Source organism: Odoribacter sp. AF15-53, assembly GCF_003479425.1.
In the GTDB taxonomy this organism is placed as follows: Bacteria; Bacteroidota; Bacteroidia; order Bacteroidales; family Marinifilaceae; genus Butyricimonas.
The window spans coordinates 113403-133566 of the sequence record NZ_QUHC01000005.1 but is presented as its reverse complement, the minus strand read 5'-3'; the positions used below and the strand labels follow the sequence as shown (position 1 = coordinate 133566).

Annotated in this window: 15 protein-coding genes; 7 read left to right on the top strand and 8 right to left on the bottom strand. The window is 45.1% G+C overall.

Translation table 11 applies throughout. The features are described 5' to 3' along the window. Window positions 1–83: 83 nt before the first annotated feature. The 8 genes from DWW52_RS12130 to DWW52_RS12095 form a co-directional block, all read right to left on the bottom strand. A complete protein-coding gene (locus DWW52_RS12130) occupies window positions 84–1148 on the bottom strand; it encodes an efflux RND transporter periplasmic adaptor subunit (RefSeq protein ID WP_118715782.1) in 1065 nt (354 codons plus the stop codon). A gap of 69 nt (window positions 1149–1217) precedes the next feature. Continuing rightward, complete coding sequence (locus tag DWW52_RS12125) at window positions 1218–2390, bottom strand: ABC transporter permease (RefSeq protein ID WP_118715781.1); 1173 nt, start codon at window positions 2388–2390, stop codon at window positions 1218–1220. 224 nt (window positions 2391–2614) lie between these two features. Beyond that, window positions 2615–3787 (bottom strand): ABC transporter permease, encoded by a 1173-nt coding sequence (locus DWW52_RS12120; protein ID WP_118715780.1) that lies wholly within the window; start codon window positions 3785–3787, stop codon window positions 2615–2617. Window positions 3788–3883: 96 nt separating this feature from the next. Beyond that, window positions 3884–4873: an HlyD family secretion protein gene (locus DWW52_RS12115; RefSeq protein WP_118715779.1), complete on the bottom strand. Its 990-nt coding sequence runs from the start codon at window positions 4871–4873 to the stop codon at window positions 3884–3886. Between the two features lie 135 nt (window positions 4874–5008). Next, window positions 5009–6466 carry a TolC family protein gene (locus DWW52_RS12110; protein WP_233556876.1) on the bottom strand — a complete coding sequence of 486 codons (1458 nt, stop codon included), beginning with the start codon at window positions 6464–6466 and terminating at the stop codon, window positions 5009–5011. Between the two features lie 75 nt (window positions 6467–6541). Then, window positions 6542–7144, bottom strand: a complete 603-nt coding sequence (locus DWW52_RS12105; RefSeq protein ID WP_118715778.1) for a TetR/AcrR family transcriptional regulator — start codon at window positions 7142–7144, stop codon at window positions 6542–6544. Then, complete coding sequence (locus DWW52_RS12100) at window positions 7141–7740, bottom strand: TetR/AcrR family transcriptional regulator (protein WP_118715955.1); 600 nt, start codon at window positions 7738–7740, stop codon at window positions 7141–7143. Before DWW52_RS12100 ends, DWW52_RS12105 begins: the two co-directional genes overlap by 4 nt. 331 nt (window positions 7741–8071) lie before the next feature. Continuing rightward, window positions 8072–9286, bottom strand: a complete 1215-nt coding sequence (locus tag DWW52_RS12095) for a dicarboxylate/amino acid:cation symporter (protein WP_118715777.1) — start codon at window positions 9284–9286, stop codon at window positions 8072–8074. Between the two features lie 64 nt (window positions 9287–9350). Between DWW52_RS12095 and DWW52_RS12090 the strand changes: the two genes are divergently transcribed. The 7 genes from DWW52_RS12090 (at window position 9351) to DWW52_RS12060 (ending at window position 20147) form a co-directional block, all read left to right on the top strand. Next, window positions 9351–10271 carry a DMT family transporter gene (locus tag DWW52_RS12090; RefSeq protein WP_118715776.1) on the top strand — a complete coding sequence of 307 codons (921 nt, stop codon included), beginning with the start codon at window positions 9351–9353 and terminating at the stop codon, window positions 10269–10271. Between the two features lie 196 nt (window positions 10272–10467). Further along, window positions 10468–11040 (top strand): RNA polymerase sigma factor, encoded by a 573-nt coding sequence (locus DWW52_RS12085; protein WP_118715775.1) that lies wholly within the window; start codon window positions 10468–10470, stop codon window positions 11038–11040. A gap of 81 nt (window positions 11041–11121) precedes the next feature. After that, window positions 11122–12288, top strand: a complete 1167-nt coding sequence (locus DWW52_RS12080; protein WP_118715774.1) for a FecR family protein — start codon at window positions 11122–11124, stop codon at window positions 12286–12288. 94 nt (window positions 12289–12382) lie between these two features. Continuing rightward, a complete protein-coding gene (locus tag DWW52_RS12075) occupies window positions 12383–13636 on the top strand; it encodes a hypothetical protein (RefSeq protein ID WP_148315365.1) in 1254 nt (417 codons plus the stop codon). A gap of 31 nt (window positions 13637–13667) precedes the next feature. After that, window positions 13668–17333, top strand: a complete 3666-nt coding sequence (locus DWW52_RS12070; RefSeq protein WP_118715772.1) for a SusC/RagA family TonB-linked outer membrane protein — start codon at window positions 13668–13670, stop codon at window positions 17331–17333. 12 nt (window positions 17334–17345) lie between these two features. Further along, window positions 17346–18848: a RagB/SusD family nutrient uptake outer membrane protein gene (locus tag DWW52_RS12065; protein WP_118715771.1), complete on the top strand. Its 1503-nt coding sequence runs from the start codon at window positions 17346–17348 to the stop codon at window positions 18846–18848. A gap of 18 nt (window positions 18849–18866) precedes the next feature. Next, on the top strand, window positions 18867–20147 hold the full coding sequence (locus tag DWW52_RS12060) for a hypothetical protein (RefSeq protein ID WP_118715770.1): 1281 nt from the start codon (window positions 18867–18869) through the stop codon (window positions 20145–20147). Window positions 20148–20164: the final 17 nt, after the last annotated feature.

The window sequence follows — 20164 nt, the reverse complement described above, 5'->3', positions numbered from 1 at the left end:
AGCGTTAGAATTGTGCGAGGAAATCACTTAATCTGAAATCATAAATCAAGAAATGAATAGGATCTAAAATTTAAAATCTAAAATTAAAGCAGTCCCCCCACATTCGTCCCGGAAGTCGGCTTCAACAACTCCACCTGCATCCCTTCCTTCAAACTATGTACCCCAGCCGAAACAACAATTTCCCCGGCCGACAGTCCCTCGGAAACTATCAACTCCCCGCTCTTCAACAACTTGTTCAAATGAATAGTACGTTTCGTCACGTCCCGCGTTTTCGGGTTATACACCCACACGGCAGCCTCCCCGTTTTCCTCGAACATCGCTGACAACGGGATCACGGCCAACACCTCCTCGTTCGGATTATACTCTATCGTCACGTTCACACTCATCCCCGCCGCAATATCCACTCCGGGTACGGGCTTCAACCGCAATCGCATCCGGTACAACTGGTTCAGATTCGCCTTCCGGGTAATCTCGATCAACTCCAAAGGAAACACCTGATCCGGGAAAACATCTATCGTGCAAGAAAACGACTTGAACAAATCCTGCCGCACGTAATCACTGGAAGGGATATCAATCTCCACGTCAAAATAACTGCTGTTAATCATGGAAATCACCGGATAACCGGCCGCCACCGTCTCGTGGGCATCGTAATATTTCTTCTGTACATACCCGTCAAAAGGAGCCGTCAAACGGGTATCCTCCAATGCATTTTTATGAGCGTTATACTTCGCCGTGATCTGCTTTATCCCGGCAACCGCCTTATCGTAATCATTCACGGGTACACTCTTCCGGTTGTACAACTCGATCACCCGTCCGGCCTCCTCCTTCACTTGATTATACTCCGCCTCGGTAGCAGAAAACTGGATCTCGTAATCCCGGGGATCAATCTCGGCAAGTAATTGTCCTTTCTTCACGAAAGCTCCGACCTCTGGAGGCACAGCCCGTATAGGCCCCGCAACCCGGAAAGACAACTTCACCTCCGAAGCCGCCTTTATCTTTCCCGGATAAATAATCGACAATTCTCCTTGATAACTTCTCACAGTATCGGCTTTCACCGTCACCTTACCCCGTTCCCGATTCGATTGGGAACTTCCACAGGCACACATCAATAAAATCAACCCAAACAAAGGAAGTACAACACCTTTCATCGTTTTTCAATTTTAATTATCATCCATAAACTTCCGGTCATACAACAAAACCGGCAAGCACGAAACTACCTAACCGTTAATTTTTAACTTTTTATACTCTCTTTTATACAACAAACATGCCACAATAAAATAAACCACGATTAACACGCACAATCCCCAAAATTCCGGCAATACTTCCGACAGTGTGGCACCCGTATTATTGATTTTCACGAAACCATCAATGCCAAACGAAGAAGGGAACAACTTCCCGAACCATACCCAATACTCCGGTATCGCTGACTTCGGCCAGGAAATCCCGGATATAAACATCAAAGGAACGGAAGTAAACACGAATATCAAGAACGGCATCTCCCGCTCCCGGCTCAAAAACGACATTGCTATCGCAAAAAACACGCACGCCAGTAAAAACGGGAACAAAAATAACATCACTTCCCCTCGTTCCCCGATCTGCGTCATTCCGAACAAACGAGGCACGATAAAAAACACCCAGTAACTCATCACGAAATAAATCGGAAGATAAGCAAACGCCTTTCCCAACACCACCCGACTCGGGTGACGGAAATGCTTGTTCACTGGCAACATCACCCGCCTCCTACGCCGATCCCGCTCCGTCCCGGCAATCGTTCCCACTCCCAGCAACAACGATTGCTGAACCACCAAAATCAACACGGCAGGAATCAAGAAAGAAGTAAACCCTCCCTGCGGGTTAAACAACTTTACATCCTGAATCTTCACCGGAGAAGCCGCGATCTGTTCCGTGATCACCGTGGCATACTCCATCCCCTCCACCTGAATATCCTTCCCCATAGCCAGAGAAACATCCGTGGCTGCCGTCAACAACGCCTTGTAATTCAGCAAGGCACCCATATCACAATAAAGCGAAATATGCGCCTGTTCTCCACGGGCAATATTCTTGCTAAAATCCGCCGGAATCTCCAGTATACCGTAAATATCTTTCTTGTACATCAGCAGCTTCGCTGCCTCCATATCCTCGCAACGGGCAATCACATCCACGCTCGCCGTGGCATTCCAGTTCCGGACAAACTCCCGGCTTATGGCAGAATTCGAATGATCGACCACCGCAACCGGAACCTCCCGGGCCACCTCGTTACTATATATAAACGTGTAAACAACCGGATACGCTAACATCAACGCCACGAAAAAAGTCAACACGGCATGATCTCGGAACACCATGTAAAACTCCCGCTTAAAAACGTAATATATATCTGTCCAAAACCCCATATTAACTTTAGATTTATGATTTTAGATCCTATTCATTTCTTGATTTATGATTTCAGATTAAGTGATTTTGCCACACAATTCTAACGCTCTTCTTTTATAATCACCCAACCATTCAATCATCAATCACCGAATCCTTTCATTCTAAATTTTAAACTTTAAACTAAATTCATGCCTCTCAACCTGCAACTTGTAACCTGCAAACCTGTAACCCGTAAGTCCCCGACTTACGGCAAATATTTAAACTTCAACAAATCCAACTTCAACTTGGGAAGAACGAAAATCGGTAAAAACAGGAAAACCATCAATGCCGCGTAATTCTGCCAAGAATATATCATTGGGATACCGTTTAAAGCCTGATCCACGTAAATCAAAAAATAATGCCTCATCTGGAACAGGTTCGACCCGATTTGCGCTAATTCCGGCATGGAACGCACGGGATAGGTAAAACCGCATATCGAGAACGACAACACGCCCCACAGCGCACATACACTCAAAGCTATCCGGCTGCGGCGAGTCATTCCCGTGATAAACAAAGCAAAACATTGTGACGCCAGAATCATCAGTATCATGGCTAAAAACATCGGAAAAAACCCGCTATTCAACGGGAAATGAGCGTAAGCGTACAACATGGAGAGATACAACATCCCCATAATCGTGAAAATCACCCCCTGAGGTACAAGTTTACCCAACAAAGCCACGATAATCGAATTATTTCCGGCTTCCAACCACTCCCGTGAAGTCCTCCGCTTGATCTCCTCGCTGATACTATACACCGTGGTAAACATCACGAACATACACAAAAAAGCGGGCAACAAGAAATTCGCCAGGTAAATAGCATAACTCAACCATGGATTATTCAGCGGGTGAGTATCCAACGAAATCGGCACCAACTTTGCCGACAACAACGGACCTCCCTCCCCCTTGGCCAATAACAACGTCTGTTGCACCACCCCATTAGCCAGGTTCGACTGCATCCGCATATCCTTGTAAAGCAAAGAACCCGCCAGAAAATAGGTATCATTTGTATAAAACGACAACACGGGCTCGCTTCCCGTCGAAGCATCCCTTCTGAAATTCGCAGGAATATAAAAAATACCGTAAACCTCTCCCCGCTGCAAAGCCTCCCTCGCCTCGCTGAAATTTGCCGTACGCATAACAACATCCGTCTGCGCGAAAGTATTCAGCGACCGCACCAGCGACCGGGATGTCGTGGTATTATCCTCGTCCACCACTGCCACGGGCAACTTCTTGGGCAACCCGTCCTTCAACAAATCCATGAAAAACAGGAAACAGAACAAGGGAGCAAAAACCATCACGAACCAGTAAATCCGATGCGTCGCCAGCATCCGAATCTCCCGTTTCATCAACACCCCCATTGCCCTTATATTCTCTCGCATATATCAATTTTAGATTTATAATTTTTGACTAAGCGATTCGGTGATTAAAAAACGTCAGCCCGTGCGGCTGGAATCTAAAATCTAAAATCACTAAATCTACAATTTTTTTAAAACGCTCATCCCCGGCCTCAACCCCTCGACTTTTTCCATCGGCATAGCCTTCACCTCGAAAGTCTTCGCGTCATATTGCCCGGTTGTCTTCGTTGCTCTCCAAGCCGCGTAAGTACCCATATTCTTCAAATAAGTCACTTTCAACTGCACCTCCTTATTCCCCAACGCCGGAATATACCCCGTGAAAATAGCCCCCATCTTCAAATCACCCAACAAATCTTCACGCACGTTAAACACGACCCACATATCTTCCAAGTCCAACACGTTCATCACCGGAGATCCCGTCCCCACCAATTCGCCCACCTTCGGGTAACGCTCCGAAATCTCTCCCGAAATCGGGGATACCAAAAAAGTCTCCTTGATATACGAACTAACTTCCTCCACGGCCCCTTTCGCCCGGCTCACCTGAGCCTCGGCCGCCATCTTATCTTCCTTCTCCGCCCCGTTCTTTGCCATATCGTATTGAGCCTTTGCCGCCTGTTCGGTTGCTAACATAGCCTTATAATTCGCCTCCGCCTCGTCCCTCTTCTGTGCAGACACCACCTCGTTCTCGAACAACTTCTGCACCCGGTCGTAAGACTTCTTCGCTACCTCAAGAGCAGCCTGAGCCTTCTTCCAAGTCTGGAAAGCCATCGCCTTCTGTTCCTCACGAGCTCCTTTCTGGGCCTTATCACTCATCGCCTGGGCTGCCTCTTCCGCCGCCTGAGCTTGGTTAAACTTTGCCATCACCTCAGGACTATCCAGAATCGCGACCGTATCTCCCTTCTTCACCTGATCCCCTTCGTTCACCAGAAACTTCTCGATTCTCCCCGGCACCTTACCGGAAATTCTCACCTCGGTAGCCTCCGCCTCTCCCTGTATCATCTCCGGTACCGGCTCCCAAAATATAAAACCAAATATAGCTACTAAAAATACGATGATCACAATCCCCGTAAACATCAATACCTTCCCGCTAACTTTCTTTTCATTCGTCATAACATCTAAATTAAAATTCAGAATTCAGAATTTAAAATGAATCATTTAAACCCTAAAATTCAAAATTGTCACATTATTCTATTTTTTATCTCTCAATCCTTTAATCCCCAATCACGGAATTTCTCAATTTAAAATCTAAAATTTAAAATCTAAAATTCCATATGCCTTCTCCAAATACACCTTGCACAACCTCGCCTCGATTTGCGTGTCGATCAACTCCGAATTCGCTGTCAACCATGCCGTTTGTGCCTCCAGCACGTTCAACACCGGGATCGTCCCCTCCTTGAAGCCTAGGTTCGCAAACTTCAAATTCTCCTCCGCCCGTTCCAAATTCTTGCGAGCCATCGCCAACTTCTTCGTAACCTCCTTCATTTTAAACTCCGATTGGTTCACCTGTAACTCAATCTGTTCCTTCGCCTCCTCCAACTTGTAATTCATCACGTTCGTCTGGGCCTTTGCATTTCGCAAACTCTTGCGGGAAGCCCCCCAGTGGAATATCGGAGCCTTGATTCCAACCCCCACGCTCCACATCCCGTCGAACTTCGTGCTGATCCCATCATAAAATGAAGGCGTGCTACTCAAATAATTCGCCGTCAAAGCCACCGTCGGCAAATACTCGGACATCGCGATCTTCTCCTTTTTCTTGTAAATATCCGCCGCAAACTGCAAACTGGCCACTTCCGGACGACGGTTATACACCTGTTCCAGACTCTCTCCCGGCACTTCCTCCACGTCCGTATCCACGACCTCCTCTTTCAACTGCACGATCGTATCCGTCGGTAACCCGCAAATCTGGTTCAACAACATCCGGGACAAACTCAACCCGTTATCCACCTTCGTCTGCACCATTTCCCCCTCGTTCAACTTCACCCGGACGGAAAGCACGTCCGCTTTCGTGGACACCCCCGTGGTATACATCAGTTCCACGTCATGCACGAACTTCTTCAACGTCTCCACGTACTTATCCGCCAGTTTCTTCCGATTCACCAAAGAAATAATCTGCCAGTAAGCCTCGTCCGTCGTGAGAATCACGTTCTGCAACTCCTGCGCCCGCTTGCTCTTCGCCAGCTTCTCCGATAACCCGGCAATCTGATTATAAGCACGTATCTTTCCTCCCATGTAAATCGGTTGCGTTAACCCCACCTGCACGACACCCAGATTCCGCTCGTCCACGGTCATCGCGTCCTTGGGCAACAAAGCGTAATCCTTCGGGACATACTGCCCGTTCACCATCACCGGTTTACCATCTGCTCCAACCATCAATTGATCGGGCCGGAATGTAAACTTCCCGTCCGCTCCCATTGCCCCCACCGGCAAATGCGCGTCTTCCGACAGCAGATTAATCTCCTTCTGGTTCCGCATATACACACCCATAGCGTCAACACTCGGCAAATATTTCGTGAAAGCCTCCGCTTTCTGCGCGGAACTCGCTTTCACTTCCTCGTCTGCAATTTTCAGTTTTTTATTATTCTCTATCGCCAGGCGCCGACAATCCTCCAGACCTAACACGTTCTGGGCTTTCGTCTGCGACATAAAACACAGAATAACAACAAATAAACTCAACCATGATTTACATACAGTAATCGTCTTCATTACTTCCTCGTTTTTATATTCTTACTTTAAGCCTCTCTATTTTTATACTTTTTGGTATGTACCCCTATAAAAATCTTAATTCACTTTTACCAGCGAATACAATTGTTCGTATTGATACCGTACCGATGACAGCGCGTAGGAAATATCCTGATGCATCACCACGTAATTGATCAACCCGACTCCTATATTCAGCAAATTCTTTGCCAAAATGGACGTATCCACATCATCCCTTATCTCTTTATCGCGTTTGGCCTCCAAAATCACCCCTTCCAACTTCGACATCCACGAAATCTTCGTGTCGCTCACCATTTGTTTGAACTCCGGGTACAGGGAAATTACCTCTACCATCAACGAAAGACACAAAATCTCCGGGATATCGCTATCAAATCGTTTCGCCCCGTAATGCCCGATCCCTTCCAGGTTATGAATCGTCAAGTCGATAAACTCCCGCAACGAATGCACCCGTCCCATCTCCTCGGCCCTTCGGTTATTCAACACCCGATAATACTTCGTCACCCCCTCTTTCAGCACTTCCTCCTTGTTCAGGAAATGATAATAAAATGTACCTTTAGTCATTCCCACCGCCTTTTCCAAGTCCGTGAGAGTTACCGCCTTGTACCCCTTTTTCAAGAACAACAAGAAAGCCGTTTCTATAATCGTATCCCTCGTCCCGCTCATTTCTTTACCAGCATATAATATTGTTCAAATTGCATCCGCATATCTGAAAACACGTATTGAAAATTTGCCTGTTCCAGCTCGATATTCAACATACTGCTCGACACCGACATCAAATTACGCGCCAAGACCGAGGTATCCAACGTCTCCCGAATCTCCCCGTTCCGCTTCGCCTTCAATATAATATATTCCCAATGCGCCAACCGTCTTTTCGAAAGCGTGTATATCCGTTCCCGGAATGCGGGGAACAACACCGCCACCTCCAACACCAGTTGAAAAAATAACACCTCCAACACGAAACAACCGAAAACCCGTTGCGAGAGATCGGCACTCTCTTCCTTATTCCTAATGACCAGGTCAATGTACTCCCGCAAAGACGCCACCCGCTCCAAATCCCCGTCACTCTCCTCCTTCATCACCCCGAAATAACGCTCCATCCCCGCTTCCAAAATCTCCTTCTTATCCTTAAAGTAATAATAAAATGCCCCCTTCGTCAATCCCGTGGCTTGCTCCAAATCCTTTAAAGAACAGGCTTTATAGCCCCTGTTCAAAAATTGCAGGAACGCTTTCTTTATTATTTCATCCCGAAGTTCTGTCATAACCCGATTTGTTATTCTTTGCAAAGATAGAGATAAAAACTGAAAAGCGTACGAAAGCGTTAAAAACACTTCTATCACTTCATCCGGCATACGCGCACAAAGGAATGATTAATTAATATACATGTACATGAACTAAAGTAATTCAAACTCTATAGAGTAGGAATACTTGATCACTACCGTCATGAACCCTATACGAACCCTATAGTAACCCTATATGAACCCTATTATAATAAGATTCATATAAGATTATTATAATTTAATAAAAAGCCTATAACCGGTACTCCTCAAGTAATCATCAAGTGGTAAACAAGTATTCGAAACTCAATTCTCCCTATCCTTCCAAGGATGCGACCTCTTCCAACTCTTCCCGCGTGCCTTTGTGCTTGGAATCTTTATTGATCCGATCCATGATCACGGCAATGGCCCCGTCGCCAGTCACGTTACAAGCCGTACCGAAACTATCCATCGCGATATAAAGAGCAATCATCAACCCTTGTGCCGTCTCGTCAAATCCCAACATGGACTGTAATAATCCCAAGGCCGCCATGATCGCACCCCCCGGCACTCCCGGAGCCGCCACCATAGCGATACCCAACATAAAGATAAAACCGGCCATTACCCCGAAAGAGATCGGCATGCCCGACATCAACATGATCGCCAAGGCACAAGCCACGATCTTCATCGTACTTCCCGACAAATGTATCGTTGCGCAAAGCGGAATAACGAATGCCGCCAATTCCCGGTTGACACCGTTCTTCACCGTTTGCTCCAAGGTCACGGGAATCGTGGCCGCAGAAGACTGCGTGCCCAATGCCGTCATATAAGCGGGTAGCATATTCCGGAATAACCGGAAAGGATTCTTCTTCGACACCGCCCCGGCAATAAAAAATTGAATGAACAGCAACACGATCGTCAGGAAGAATATAACCACGATGATTTTCACGAACACCCCCAAGACTCCGGACACCTGACCGGAGTTCGAGATATTCAGGAAAATACCGAATATATAAAGTGGTAACAAAGGAATAATCACCCCCACGATCACCTTGTTTATAATATCCTTGAAATCCTCCATGGCCCCTTTCAAGGTTGCCCCGTTAATCACCGACATACCCAATCCAAGGGTAAAAGCCAGAATTAATGAAGTCATCACGTCCATCAAGGGAGGCATCATCACCGTGAAATACGGGACCAACGGTTCCACCACCGCCGCTTCCACCGGTTGCAATTCCGCATCCTTCAACAGCCAAGGATAACTCAGATCACAAGCAAAATAGGTAAAGAACCCGGAAAACAGAGTAAATCCATACGCCAGCAAAGCGGTAAGTAGCAACAACCTCCCGGCACCTTTACCCAGATCGGCAATACCCGGAGCTACCAATCCTAATATCAACAACGGGATAATAAACCCGAGAAAATTACTAAACAAACCATTTATCGTGAGGAAGATTCTCACCAACCAGTCCGGGAAGAAAAGTCCGCACACGATACCCAAAGCGATCGCGATCACGATCTTCGGCAACAAGCCTATCTTCATTTTTTTCATACGCCCATCTATTTATATTAAAAAATAAACTACATTCGCATGACAATATCAGATTCATGAGCCTATGACAAAAGATAAATGGCACGGCCACATGGCCATCTTCGCCGCTAACATCCTCTTCGGGATTAATATTCCCATCGCCAAAACCTTGATGCCGGAGTGGATCGACCCGGTAGGCCTCACGTTCCTGCGCATGTCATTCGGAGCTATCGCCTTTTGGCTAGTCTCCGTATTTACCTTAAACGAGAAAGTAAGTAAAAAAGATTTATTAATCCTGTTTTTTTGTGCCATTTTAGGCACGACTGTTAATCAACTCACGTTTATCGAGGGACTTGGCATGACATCCCCGATTGATGCCGGGTTGATCGTGACGTTGAACCCCATGATGGTTATGTTGATTTCCGCTCTCGTGTTGAGGGAACCGATTACGTCCAAGAAAGCGGGCGGGGTACTGGTGGGAGCCTGCGGGGCCTTACTGATCATCTGGCAATCTTACACCACGGGCGCGGGAATAGGCGGTTCTATGATGGGGAATCTGCTTTGTTTCCTAAGCGTGATCAGTTACGCCACTTATCTCGTGATCTCCAAACCGATCGCCCAGCGCTATTCCCCGGTGACCTTGATGAAATGGATGTTCCTGTTTTCAACGATCTTGATGGTCCCGTTCAGCATGCAGGAGGTAGTGAACGCCAAACTATTCTCGTCGGAAACAACATTCAGCGCACTCTCCAGCCTGTTCTACGTGGTATTTTGCGCCACGTTCCTCGCCTACCTGTTTATTCCGATTGCCTTGAAACGTATCCGCCCCACGACGATCAGCATGTACAATTACGCCCAACCGCTAGTTGCCGCCGCACTGGCAATCTTCATGGGACAGGCCAAGTTGACGTGGGACAAACCCGTGGCCGCCCTGCTCGTTTTCACGGGAGTTTATCTCGTGACGCAAAGTAAGTCGCGGGCTGAACTGGAAAAAGGAAACAAGTAGTTCGTCAACGCAAGGATAACTTGACCGAAGCATAAAGTTTATCGGGGGCCGTGAATGCAACTCGTCATGATCACGTCCCTGCGACCTATTACTTGTCTTTATACCCCTCTTTGAAATATTTCAAAATAGTTTTTCCTTTAAACATGGTGATTTATACTTTTATCTTTAAATTTGTGCAAGGATAAGTAGCGTGATCATGATTATTAGCGAGAAACATTTTCAACAGTTTGTCAAAGGTGATGAAAGATCTTTTGAATCGATCTTTTGCCAATATTACAAGACATTGGTTTCTTATGCCATGCGTCATGACTTGGAACTCATGGAGGCAGAGGATATCGTGCTTGAAATATTTCATCACATCTGGCAAATACGGGAAGAACTAAAATCACCCGCCGCTCTTCACTCCTTACTTTTCACTGCCACGAAAAATCGTACGTTAAACGTGGCGCGTAATCTCAAAAACCGGCAAAAACTCATCACAGAGAATTACCCGACAAAAGAGGAAGAAGAGTCTCAAGATTACCTGATGGAAGAAGAAATGAGTCGTTTGCTGGATGAAGCGATTAATCAATTGCCTAAACAATGCGAACAAGTCATCGTCGGGTTACTAGAGGGGAAGTCGCTTCAGGAGCTTGCAGACAAGATGCAAATATCCATTAATTCGGCAAAAACCTACAAGTTAAGAGCTATTCAAACTTTACGCTCTTTATTAAAAGATACTCCATTCTTGTTGTTAATCATCCTGATACGCACCAACAAGAAAAATTAAAACGACAAAAACTTCAAAAAAATACCTTTCCGTGTCACCGAAATAAAAAGTTGCGGGTTTATAAGATATAAAATAGCAATTATGGACCCGATCATAAAAAAACAACGTATCGCAGCTCTCATTTTAAAAGAGAAAATGGACGAATTGAGCAAGTCCGAGAAGGAAGAATTAACTTCCTGGCTTCAAGCTTCTCCCAAAAACGAAAAAATATATGTTCGTTTACAGGAAAAAAGTTTCAGCGAGGATATTGCCAGATACCAGCAGATAAGTACCGCTCGCGGCCTAGATAACTATCGCAGACGCTACAACATACAAAAGAACTCGCGATTGCTCGGCAAATGGTATTGGGCAGCGGCTGTTGCCGCCTTTGTCATCGGTATATCCACCCTATTTTTCTACCAAGAAGCCCCCCCTACCGTGGCCAAAACCACTATTTCCCCGGGAAGTTCCAAGGCAATGCTAATTTTAAACAACGGGGAAATCATTTCCCTTTCGGAAAAAAACAAAACAGAAATCGTTGCCACCGAGGAATTATCCATCCGGAATGAAGGTTCGCAATTACGCTACACGGTATCCGAAAACACCAAAAACGAACAGGCAAATAATTACAACGAACTGATCGTTCCCAAGGGAGGCGAGTTCACACTTACCTTATCAGATGGCACGAAAGTATGGCTCAATTCACAAAGCAAAATAAAATATCCCGTCATATTCAACGATATCACCCGGGAGGTCTACCTGGAAGGTGAGGCCTATTTTGAAGTCACCAAAGATACCCAACATCCATTCCACGTGAACGTGAAAAACGGGGTAAGCATTGAAGTACTCGGAACTTCTTTCAACGTGCGAAGTTACATGGACGAGAATACAATAGAAACCGTACTCGAAAAAGGGTCCGTGAGAATGAGCCAGGGAAAGGATGCCGTCATTTTAATCCCGGGCAACAAGGCGGTCTATCTTCCCAACGAACCGATCCGATTGACGACGGTCAACACGGAACTCTACACGGCGTGGAGACACGGACAATATATATTCATGAACGAAAGCGTGGAAAATATACTGAAACAATTGTCCCGCTGGTATGATATAGAAGTATTCTACAGCAACGAGGCGGCAAAATCCGTCGTGTTCAGCGGGGATGTCAGAAAATATGACAATATTAACACGTTACTCGAAGCGATGGAAATCCTGGGAGGCTTGCATTTCAAGATAAACGGGAAAACATTAATCGTAAGTTACAATAACTAAGCGATATTCTTTACAATACATTAAACTTAAGTACTTTATAAAACGATCGTTTTATGAGATAATCATAAATATGCAATTTTTTAACCACAATCTTATGAAAAAGAACTGTCGATTTTTAACCGCAACGCTACTTGCACTGATAGGTTTGTCTTCCTGTTCCGATGAAGACAATAAACTATCAACCACGGGCCAGATTAGTTTTTATGGGGAAAATTATCTGCTGGAACAAGGAGCAATTTATCACGACAACAATCACACCGTGATTGCCGTCTCGGACTACCTCTTCGAAGATCGTTATCAGGGAGAAAACGGGGAACAAACAGATCAGGTAAAAGGTTTTTCTGCTGAAGTAAAAGAGAAACAAACCGGTAATTTCCTGATCGGTCTCTACGAACACGGGTTCGTGTTAAGTGATCTGACCAAAGACGCACGTGGGAATGGGGCCTGCATATGTCTACGGATAGCATCGCCGGAGATTGACAAACTAGTACCCGGGAAATACACCTACTCTTCAAATCGCGACGAGTATACTTTTAAAGGGAATGCCAGCGTGAATTACAATTCCGGAGGAAGCACGAATCCCAATGAATTGACCGGGGGAGAAATCAACATCACTCAGGAAGGAGACCTCTACACGATCGCATTCAAATGTGAAACCAGTTTCGGGGGACCGATAGAAGGGACATACACGGGGAGCTTGAAGCCATTCGATATCCGCAAAGAGATCGGAACGGTAAACTTCTACGAGAATGTCAAACTGGAAGCCCTGTTCGATAAAGTAGAATACACGGATCTGGAGGGGATATTTCACAGCGAACCGGATTACCTGCGGGCAACGTCTTTCTTCCTGAGTTCCACGCAACAAGTGTATTCCGCCAATCTGTACAAAGGACTTGCAGAATCCGCCAAAAAGGGGATCGATATTGCCTTGGCTTACGACGCAACAAACAAAGCAGTATATTTTGAATCCCCGATAAAAATGAGAGCCTTATTGTGGCATAACACATTCCAGAATGAAAACCTGTTCAATTACAGTTTCGATCTCCCCTGCCACACAAAGTACATGCCTGCTCCACAAGATTTCACGAATACAGATTTCGAGGCTCTGGCAAAACAAGAAGATTTTGTTTTCGATTTTTCCGAAGCAAAAGTATCCATTCCCATCGAATCGGCAACTCCGCGTTTCGTCTTTGTACAAACCGGTAACGGGTTACAGGGAGTTATCCGCATCAAAGAGATTACCCCGGAAAGTACGGAGATGATTAGTGGAATTATCTATCCCGTAAACCCGGCCATTATCATGGATGTCAAATTCCCCCGAAGTTTTTCGGAACAACAAATCAGATAAGCTCATCACAAAATAGCTAACAACATCTACTATGAAAAAAATCAATTATAAAAATAATTGTATGGGGAAGCTATGGAATTTTTTCAGGTTCTCGCTACTTTTTTTAGCGGTTCTTTTCCCCACATTATCGGCTAACGCAACAACAGAGGATACCAAACTAAACCTATCGTTAAAAAATGCCAATCTCCCGACAATTTTAAAGGAAATCAAAAATCAGACAAAATATGATTTCATGTATAATCCCAAAGAGATTGATGTCAACAAAACGATTTCCGTGAACGTGAAAAACGTCTCTCTGGATTCCGCTTTAAAAGTATGTCTCTCTCCTTTCGGGTTAACTTACACGATGAAAGATAAAATCATCATTTTGAAAAAAATGGAAGAAAAAGTCATCATCGGGAGCACACAACACGTTGTAGCCGGAATCGTGAAAGACAAGCAAGGAATGTCCTTGCCCGGGGTTGCCGTAATCCTGAAAGGAACCACGTTAGGAACGGTTACCGATCCCAATGGACGGTTTAAAATCAATATTCCACAAGGAAAGAATATATTAGGCTTCACTTTTATCGGGATGAAGCCTGTGCAACGTGAAGTAGAAGGAGAACAAAACCTCTCGATCACGCTGGAAGAAGATATTGCCGAACTGGATGAGGTGGTTGTTACCGGTATGGAAACGATCAAGAAAGACCACATGACAGGTAGTGCTTCCGTAATTACGGCAAAAGATTTACGCACGCAAGGAATCAACTCGATTGACCGGATTCTGGAAGGAACCATCGCCGGACTCAACAGTACAACCTTATCGGGAGCTCCCGGCACCCGGGCAAAAATTACCATCCGGGGTGAAAATAATCTGACGGGCCGCACGGAACCTCTCTGGATCGTGGACGGACTTCCGCTCATGAGCGGGGTTCCGGAAAACAATACCGGAGATTACGCCGGTACGATCATGCAGGACGGAGTCGGTAACATCATGCCGGAAGATATTGAATCCGTAACTATACTAAAAGATGCTTCCGCAGCCGCTATCTACGGGGCAAAAGCAGCGAACGGAGTTATCGTTATCACCACGAAGAAGGGGTTCCGTTCAAAAACACAATTCAATTATACCGGTAATTACAGCCTGGCCGAAGCACCCAGCCTGCACATGGATTTCATGAATTCCCGGGAGAAATTACAATACGAGCAAGATATTCTGAAGACTTTCGGACTAAGTTTTTCCAACTGGACCGGACGAGGCGGGTATCTTTACAAACAATTGTTGGAAGGTTATATCACGCAGGACAAATACGATACGGAAATCAACCGCCTGAAAAACACGAACACGGACTGGTTTAACGTGTTATTCCGCACGGCACAATCCCACTCTCACAATATCAGTATTCGAGGTGGTTCCGACGAGATGACGTATTACACTTCCGTCAACTTTCAAGAGAAAAACGGAATACTGCTTTCAAACAAATACACGAATGCCGGGATCTTGATGAAGCTAGATTATCGCCCGATCAAGAATTTGATCCTTGCCCTTGATTTATCTGCCAATATCCGAAAGAACAGGGATCACGCTTCAGCCGTAGACCCGTTCACGTATGCAGTCTTTGCCAATCCTTACGAACGTCCTTACGATGAAAACGGGAATTATGCCGCCGATTTGAGCTATCTCGGCACGAACTACACGGAAATGACTGCCTCCGGGTATAAATACGATTCGTTTAATATTCTTCGAGAATTGAAAGAGACCAAGAAATCGGATGACGGACTGGATGCCAGTTTGACTTTTAATATTCGTTATGACATCATCCCGGGACTTGCTATTTCATCCATCATCCGAAAAGGAGCCAGTTATAACACAACGACCACCGAGATCGAGGCCGGAACGTACACTTCCTATAACAAAGAAACATTTGCCAAGCAAATATACAAAGATGTTCTTCCAAGTGAATTCAACAACGGAGAACTATCCGAATCTTCGGGTAAAAACTTCAACTGGTCTATCCGAAACCAGATAGATTATTCCTTCACGATCAAGAAAGATCATTTATTCAGCATTCTAATCGCTAACGAGGTCACATCTAAAAAGTTCAATAATTCCGGCTACACTTCTCCCATGTTTTACGGGGATTATCGCATCACGGGCGTTCCGGACTTGGGGAATGACGTTTCTTACGAAACATTACGGGCTCAAATCGGAAATATGTTTAATACTTCAACAGGGCAGGATCGTACCGTATCCTTCCTCGGAACCTTCCGTTACGGGTATAAAGACCGGTATATCCTGAATTTCAACTACCGGGCGGACGGAGCAGATGCTATCGGAGACGCCAACCGATTCACCCCACTATGGTCCATCGGATTGCGATATAACCTACATCATGAAAAATTCTTCAAAAATGATATCATCACGGAACTATCCCTTCGCGGGTCGTACGGTTATACCGGAAATATAGACCGGACGGCTTACCCGTTCTCCACGATCACGCTAGGTAGTGATGCTTACGAGGGGAACCGATTCGCAACCAAATTTACCTATCCGAACCCTTCCGTGGGTTGGGAAAAGAAAAAAGACCGGAATCTCGGTGTCGACATCGGTTTCTTTAAAGGCAGAATCAATTTCACCATGGATTATTATAATAACCGGACGGAAGATATTCTGGAAAACTTAAGCATTCCTATTTCCACGGGTAGATCGAGTGTAAAAGCCAACGGGGGAACCGTAGAAAACAGCGGTATCGAGTTCTTCCTCAATATCAGATGGATCAACCGGACAAACCTGACATTCAGCACGTCGGCAAACGTGGCCAGAAATAAAAATGTCATCATCCGTTCAGAACATGATTATGATTCCTACGCGTCTGCCATTCGTTCCAGTATTCTAAAGGGAGGTGTCGTTAACGTGATCGGGAAAGAAACCGGTTCTATCTACGGTTGGAAGATTGCAGGAGTAGACCCTTTGTCAGGGAATCCCCAATATTACTTGACCCCGGAAGGGAAACGGGCCTACGCTCAATTACTCGACAATTGGGATAATTTATCCGAATCCAGCAAACAGACTTACCTGAATAGCGGTGCCGTTACATCCCTGGATGCCGTACCGGATTATGTGGCCTATGACCGGGAAGCAGGTATGTACCCAGACTATTTCAGACCCTCCATGCAATATCTAGGACGTTCCAACCCGAAGTACGTGGGTGGTTTCAATACCTATTTCCGTTACAAGAATCTGGAATTCTCCACTCAATGGAGTTACAAGGTGGGACATATCATCCAATCATTTAACGATCTTCAGAATGCTCCGAATAACTGGGGTAATGCAAGTCAAGCCGCTATCGGGTATGCCAGTGACTTGAGCGTGTCGGGAACCAACCGAGAACGACGTTACCTGAATTTCTGGAAAACAAGAGGAGACATGACCGATATCGCTCGCTTTGTCTCTTCCGGTAACGATTATTGGGCAGGTGTTCACACTTCAACCAAGTACGAAAAGGGGGATTACCTGCGTTTGTCTAATATCGCCATCAGCTACCGTCTACCTTCGGAAGTGGCACAACGTTTCGGGATGAAAAACATGTCGCTTTCCCTTAACGCATACAATTTATTAACTTTTACCAAGTATAAAGGGTTGGATGTCGGTACATCAGGGGCATTCTCTTACCCGACATCAAGAGAATACAATATCAAACTATCCGTAGGATTCTAAAAAATCAACGATATGAAAAAGTTATATATATTAATCGCCTTGACAAGTTTGTTCTTCGTCCAAAGTTGTGACAAGTTTTTGGACTTGAAACCGGAGAATATACAAGTAGTCAGCACGGTAGAAGATTATCGCGACTTGTTGGCAAGTTACATGAGACTATTGAAAACCGTGGATGGTAGTCAAAAACCGGTACTAGGAGGCTATTTCCTATATCCTCAATTCAACGTGGGATCAATATTCGCCTATCGTTCCGGGGAACTCACCATTAACAAAAACTCAAGTTCTTATTATGACGCCTCCCTTGGAGAATATAAACAGAGCGCCGTGAATCTGATGAGCTGGATGGGAAACGCCGACGGTTGCTGGACCAGATATTACTCTTTTCTTGGCCCGATCAACATGATCATATCAGGGATCATGACAGCCGAAGGGGATGATGAACGTCTGCGGGATTACGTGAAGGGAGAGGCCTTGGTATGGAGGGCTTATTCTTACTTTAAATTACTCCAATATTTCTCTCCTTATAAACAAAACGAATATGGAGTTCCCGTATATTTAAAACCATACGAGGATCCGGGCAACGCCATGCCCAAACGTGAGACACAAACGAATGTTTACAAACAAATCCTTACGGATTGCCAAGAAGCTCTCGACTTAATGGAACGTACCCCTTCCACGACATGGAACTGCGCTTACGAACCCCGTTTTCTTCACGGGATGCTTGCCAGCATCTATTGCTACAAAGCCATGTCGGCAGTTGCCGAAGAAAATGATTGGCAAAACGCAATCAACCACGCGGACAAAGCGATGACCGGACGTACTTTCGTTCGTGATCAGGCAACATACGATGCCATATTTGACTCTCCAGCATTACAAGCATTCACGAATGACGAGTTTTATCTCCGTATGGTAGATGGCTTCAACGGCCAAATTGCAGACTTTTCATCAACATATTATCAAACATACTCCACATCCCAAGCAAATCCGGGACCGGAACCCGAATTTTATATCCTGTATAAAGATGATGATGTAAGAAAAAACACTTTCTTCAGGACAAAAACAGACGGTACTCTTGTATACGACAAGTACAATCTTTCCGCAGGGCCATATGCAGCATGGGGGCTTGCAAATGGAGGTATAGTCATGCTATTCCGAGCAGCAGAGACTCAACTCATTAAAGCGGAAGCCCTGTATAGATTAGGAAAAATGACAGAGGCCAAAGAAGCTCTAAACGAATTCAAACAAGGACGTTATCTTGATATTGAAGGTTCTTACACGGAATCCGACCTGTTGAACGAAATTCTGAAAGAACGAAAACTAGAGTTTTATCACGAACAAGACATATGGTGGTTGGATATGAAACGTACCGGGACACGGATGGAAAGAGTTATTAACGGAACACTGTATGTACTTGAACCGGACGACTATCGGTATTGTTTCCCCATCCCACAAAGCGAAATGAAGGTGAACAAGAACATGGTTCAAAATCCGGGTTGGGAAGAGATCAGTCTTTAACTTCTAAATAAAAAAAACATGAAAAGAATTCTATACACTCTCGTGGCAATCTTTATCGGATGCATCATATCCTGTACCCCGGATAAAGACGAAGTTCTGGAAATGGGACTGGTTGACATGGATCACATCAAAGATATAAAACTACGCACCAGTCACTACCAATTATTGGCAAACGGGAAAGCACAACTTGAGTTCAACCCGTTACTCACGACAAAAGACGGTTTTACCGTACAAGACAGCCGGGTAGATCATTCCCAAATAGAGTATTACACCTCAACGGGTGAAACTCTACCCAAAGTATTTTCGACTTCCGACAAATCCCTGATCGGGAAAGAAATCAACGTGCACGCAAAAATCAAAGGAGCCGATCTCACCTCAAACACGGTAACATTCACGATCAGTGACCCATCCGTTTCAGACACTTACACGGAGATCACGATCCCGGTAATATTCCATTTGATTCAATCCAACCAGGATATAGCAGGATATGGTGGCGAAATCCCCATGGAAAGGATTCACCTGCTTATAGACAAAATAAATAATACGTTCTCTGGAAATGTCAGTACAAATGCCATGGGAGTCGACACTAAAATTCGTTTCAAAGCCGCTGTTTATGATCCTTACAAGAACAAATTACAGGAACCGGGCATCAACCGGATTTACGTGGAAAAGGTTACCGATGCTGCAAAAGATCAATACAAAACCTTTATTAAAGATCAAAAAGCATTATGGCCATACGACAAGTATTTAAACGTGTGGCTGATTTCGGATCGGGAAAATGAATATGACAAATTCTTTTATACTATTTCCAGAACGTGTATTCCTAGGTATATCGCCACCGAGGCAGATCCGGCAAAAATCCCGGAAGGATTAACTTTATCTTCTTTACCAGAAAACTGGACCCCGGTTCCCAACGAAGTCGGAATCCTGTATAAACTGCAATCAATACAGACGATGGTACGTTCTTTCGGGGAAAAGAATGAAAACGAACTGGTAAACGGCTTCGGTTATTATCTGGGATTACTCCCGACATGGGGTGCTTCAAGTAGTGCCAAACCTCAGGATTATTGTTCAGACACGCATAAATATTACGGAAATGACAATGAAGGATACAACAAAAACCAAACAGCATACAAGCTTGTCGGGGATTGCTTCTTCCTGGCAGAGAATATCATGGATGATCCTGTCGGGGTTCACCGTTCCGTCAGCCAGCAACAGGCTCAAAGAATGCGTTGGATTTTGAATAACAGCCCGGAACGTTCGGCATGGAAATCCGACTATGCTTTCACAGGACGATAAGATGTTCAACTATAAAT

Coding starts and splice junctions, on each gene's coding strand:
- DWW52_RS12130 (WP_118715782.1), bottom strand. CDS start 1,148: ATGAAAGGTGTTGTACTTCCTTTGTTTGGGTTGATTTTATTGATGTGT.
- DWW52_RS12125 (WP_118715781.1), bottom strand. CDS start 2,390: ATGGGGTTTTGGACAGATATATATTACGTTTTTAAGCGGGAGTTTTAC.
- DWW52_RS12120 (WP_118715780.1), bottom strand. CDS start 3,787: ATGCGAGAGAATATAAGGGCAATGGGGGTGTTGATGAAACGGGAGATT.
- DWW52_RS12115 (WP_118715779.1), bottom strand. CDS start 4,873: ATGACGAATGAAAAGAAAGTTAGCGGGAAGGTATTGATGTTTACGGGG.
- DWW52_RS12110 (WP_233556876.1), bottom strand. CDS start 6,466: ATGAAGACGATTACTGTATGTAAATCATGGTTGAGTTTATTTGTTGTT.
- DWW52_RS12105 (WP_118715778.1), bottom strand. CDS start 7,144: ATGAGCGGGACGAGGGATACGATTATAGAAACGGCTTTCTTGTTGTTC.
- DWW52_RS12100 (WP_118715955.1), bottom strand. CDS start 7,740: ATGACAGAACTTCGGGATGAAATAATAAAGAAAGCGTTCCTGCAATTT.
- DWW52_RS12095 (WP_118715777.1), bottom strand. CDS start 9,286: ATGAAAAAAATGAAGATAGGCTTGTTGCCGAAGATCGTGATCGCGATC.
- DWW52_RS12090 (WP_118715776.1), top strand. CDS start 9,351: ATGACAAAAGATAAATGGCACGGCCACATGGCCATCTTCGCCGCTAAC.
- DWW52_RS12085 (WP_118715775.1), top strand. CDS start 10,468: ATGATTATTAGCGAGAAACATTTTCAACAGTTTGTCAAAGGTGATGAA.
- DWW52_RS12080 (WP_118715774.1), top strand. CDS start 11,122: ATGGACCCGATCATAAAAAAACAACGTATCGCAGCTCTCATTTTAAAA.
- DWW52_RS12075 (WP_148315365.1), top strand. CDS start 12,383: ATGAAAAAGAACTGTCGATTTTTAACCGCAACGCTACTTGCACTGATA.
- DWW52_RS12070 (WP_118715772.1), top strand. CDS start 13,668: ATGAAAAAAATCAATTATAAAAATAATTGTATGGGGAAGCTATGGAAT.
- DWW52_RS12065 (WP_118715771.1), top strand. CDS start 17,346: ATGAAAAAGTTATATATATTAATCGCCTTGACAAGTTTGTTCTTCGTC.
- DWW52_RS12060 (WP_118715770.1), top strand. CDS start 18,867: ATGAAAAGAATTCTATACACTCTCGTGGCAATCTTTATCGGATGCATC.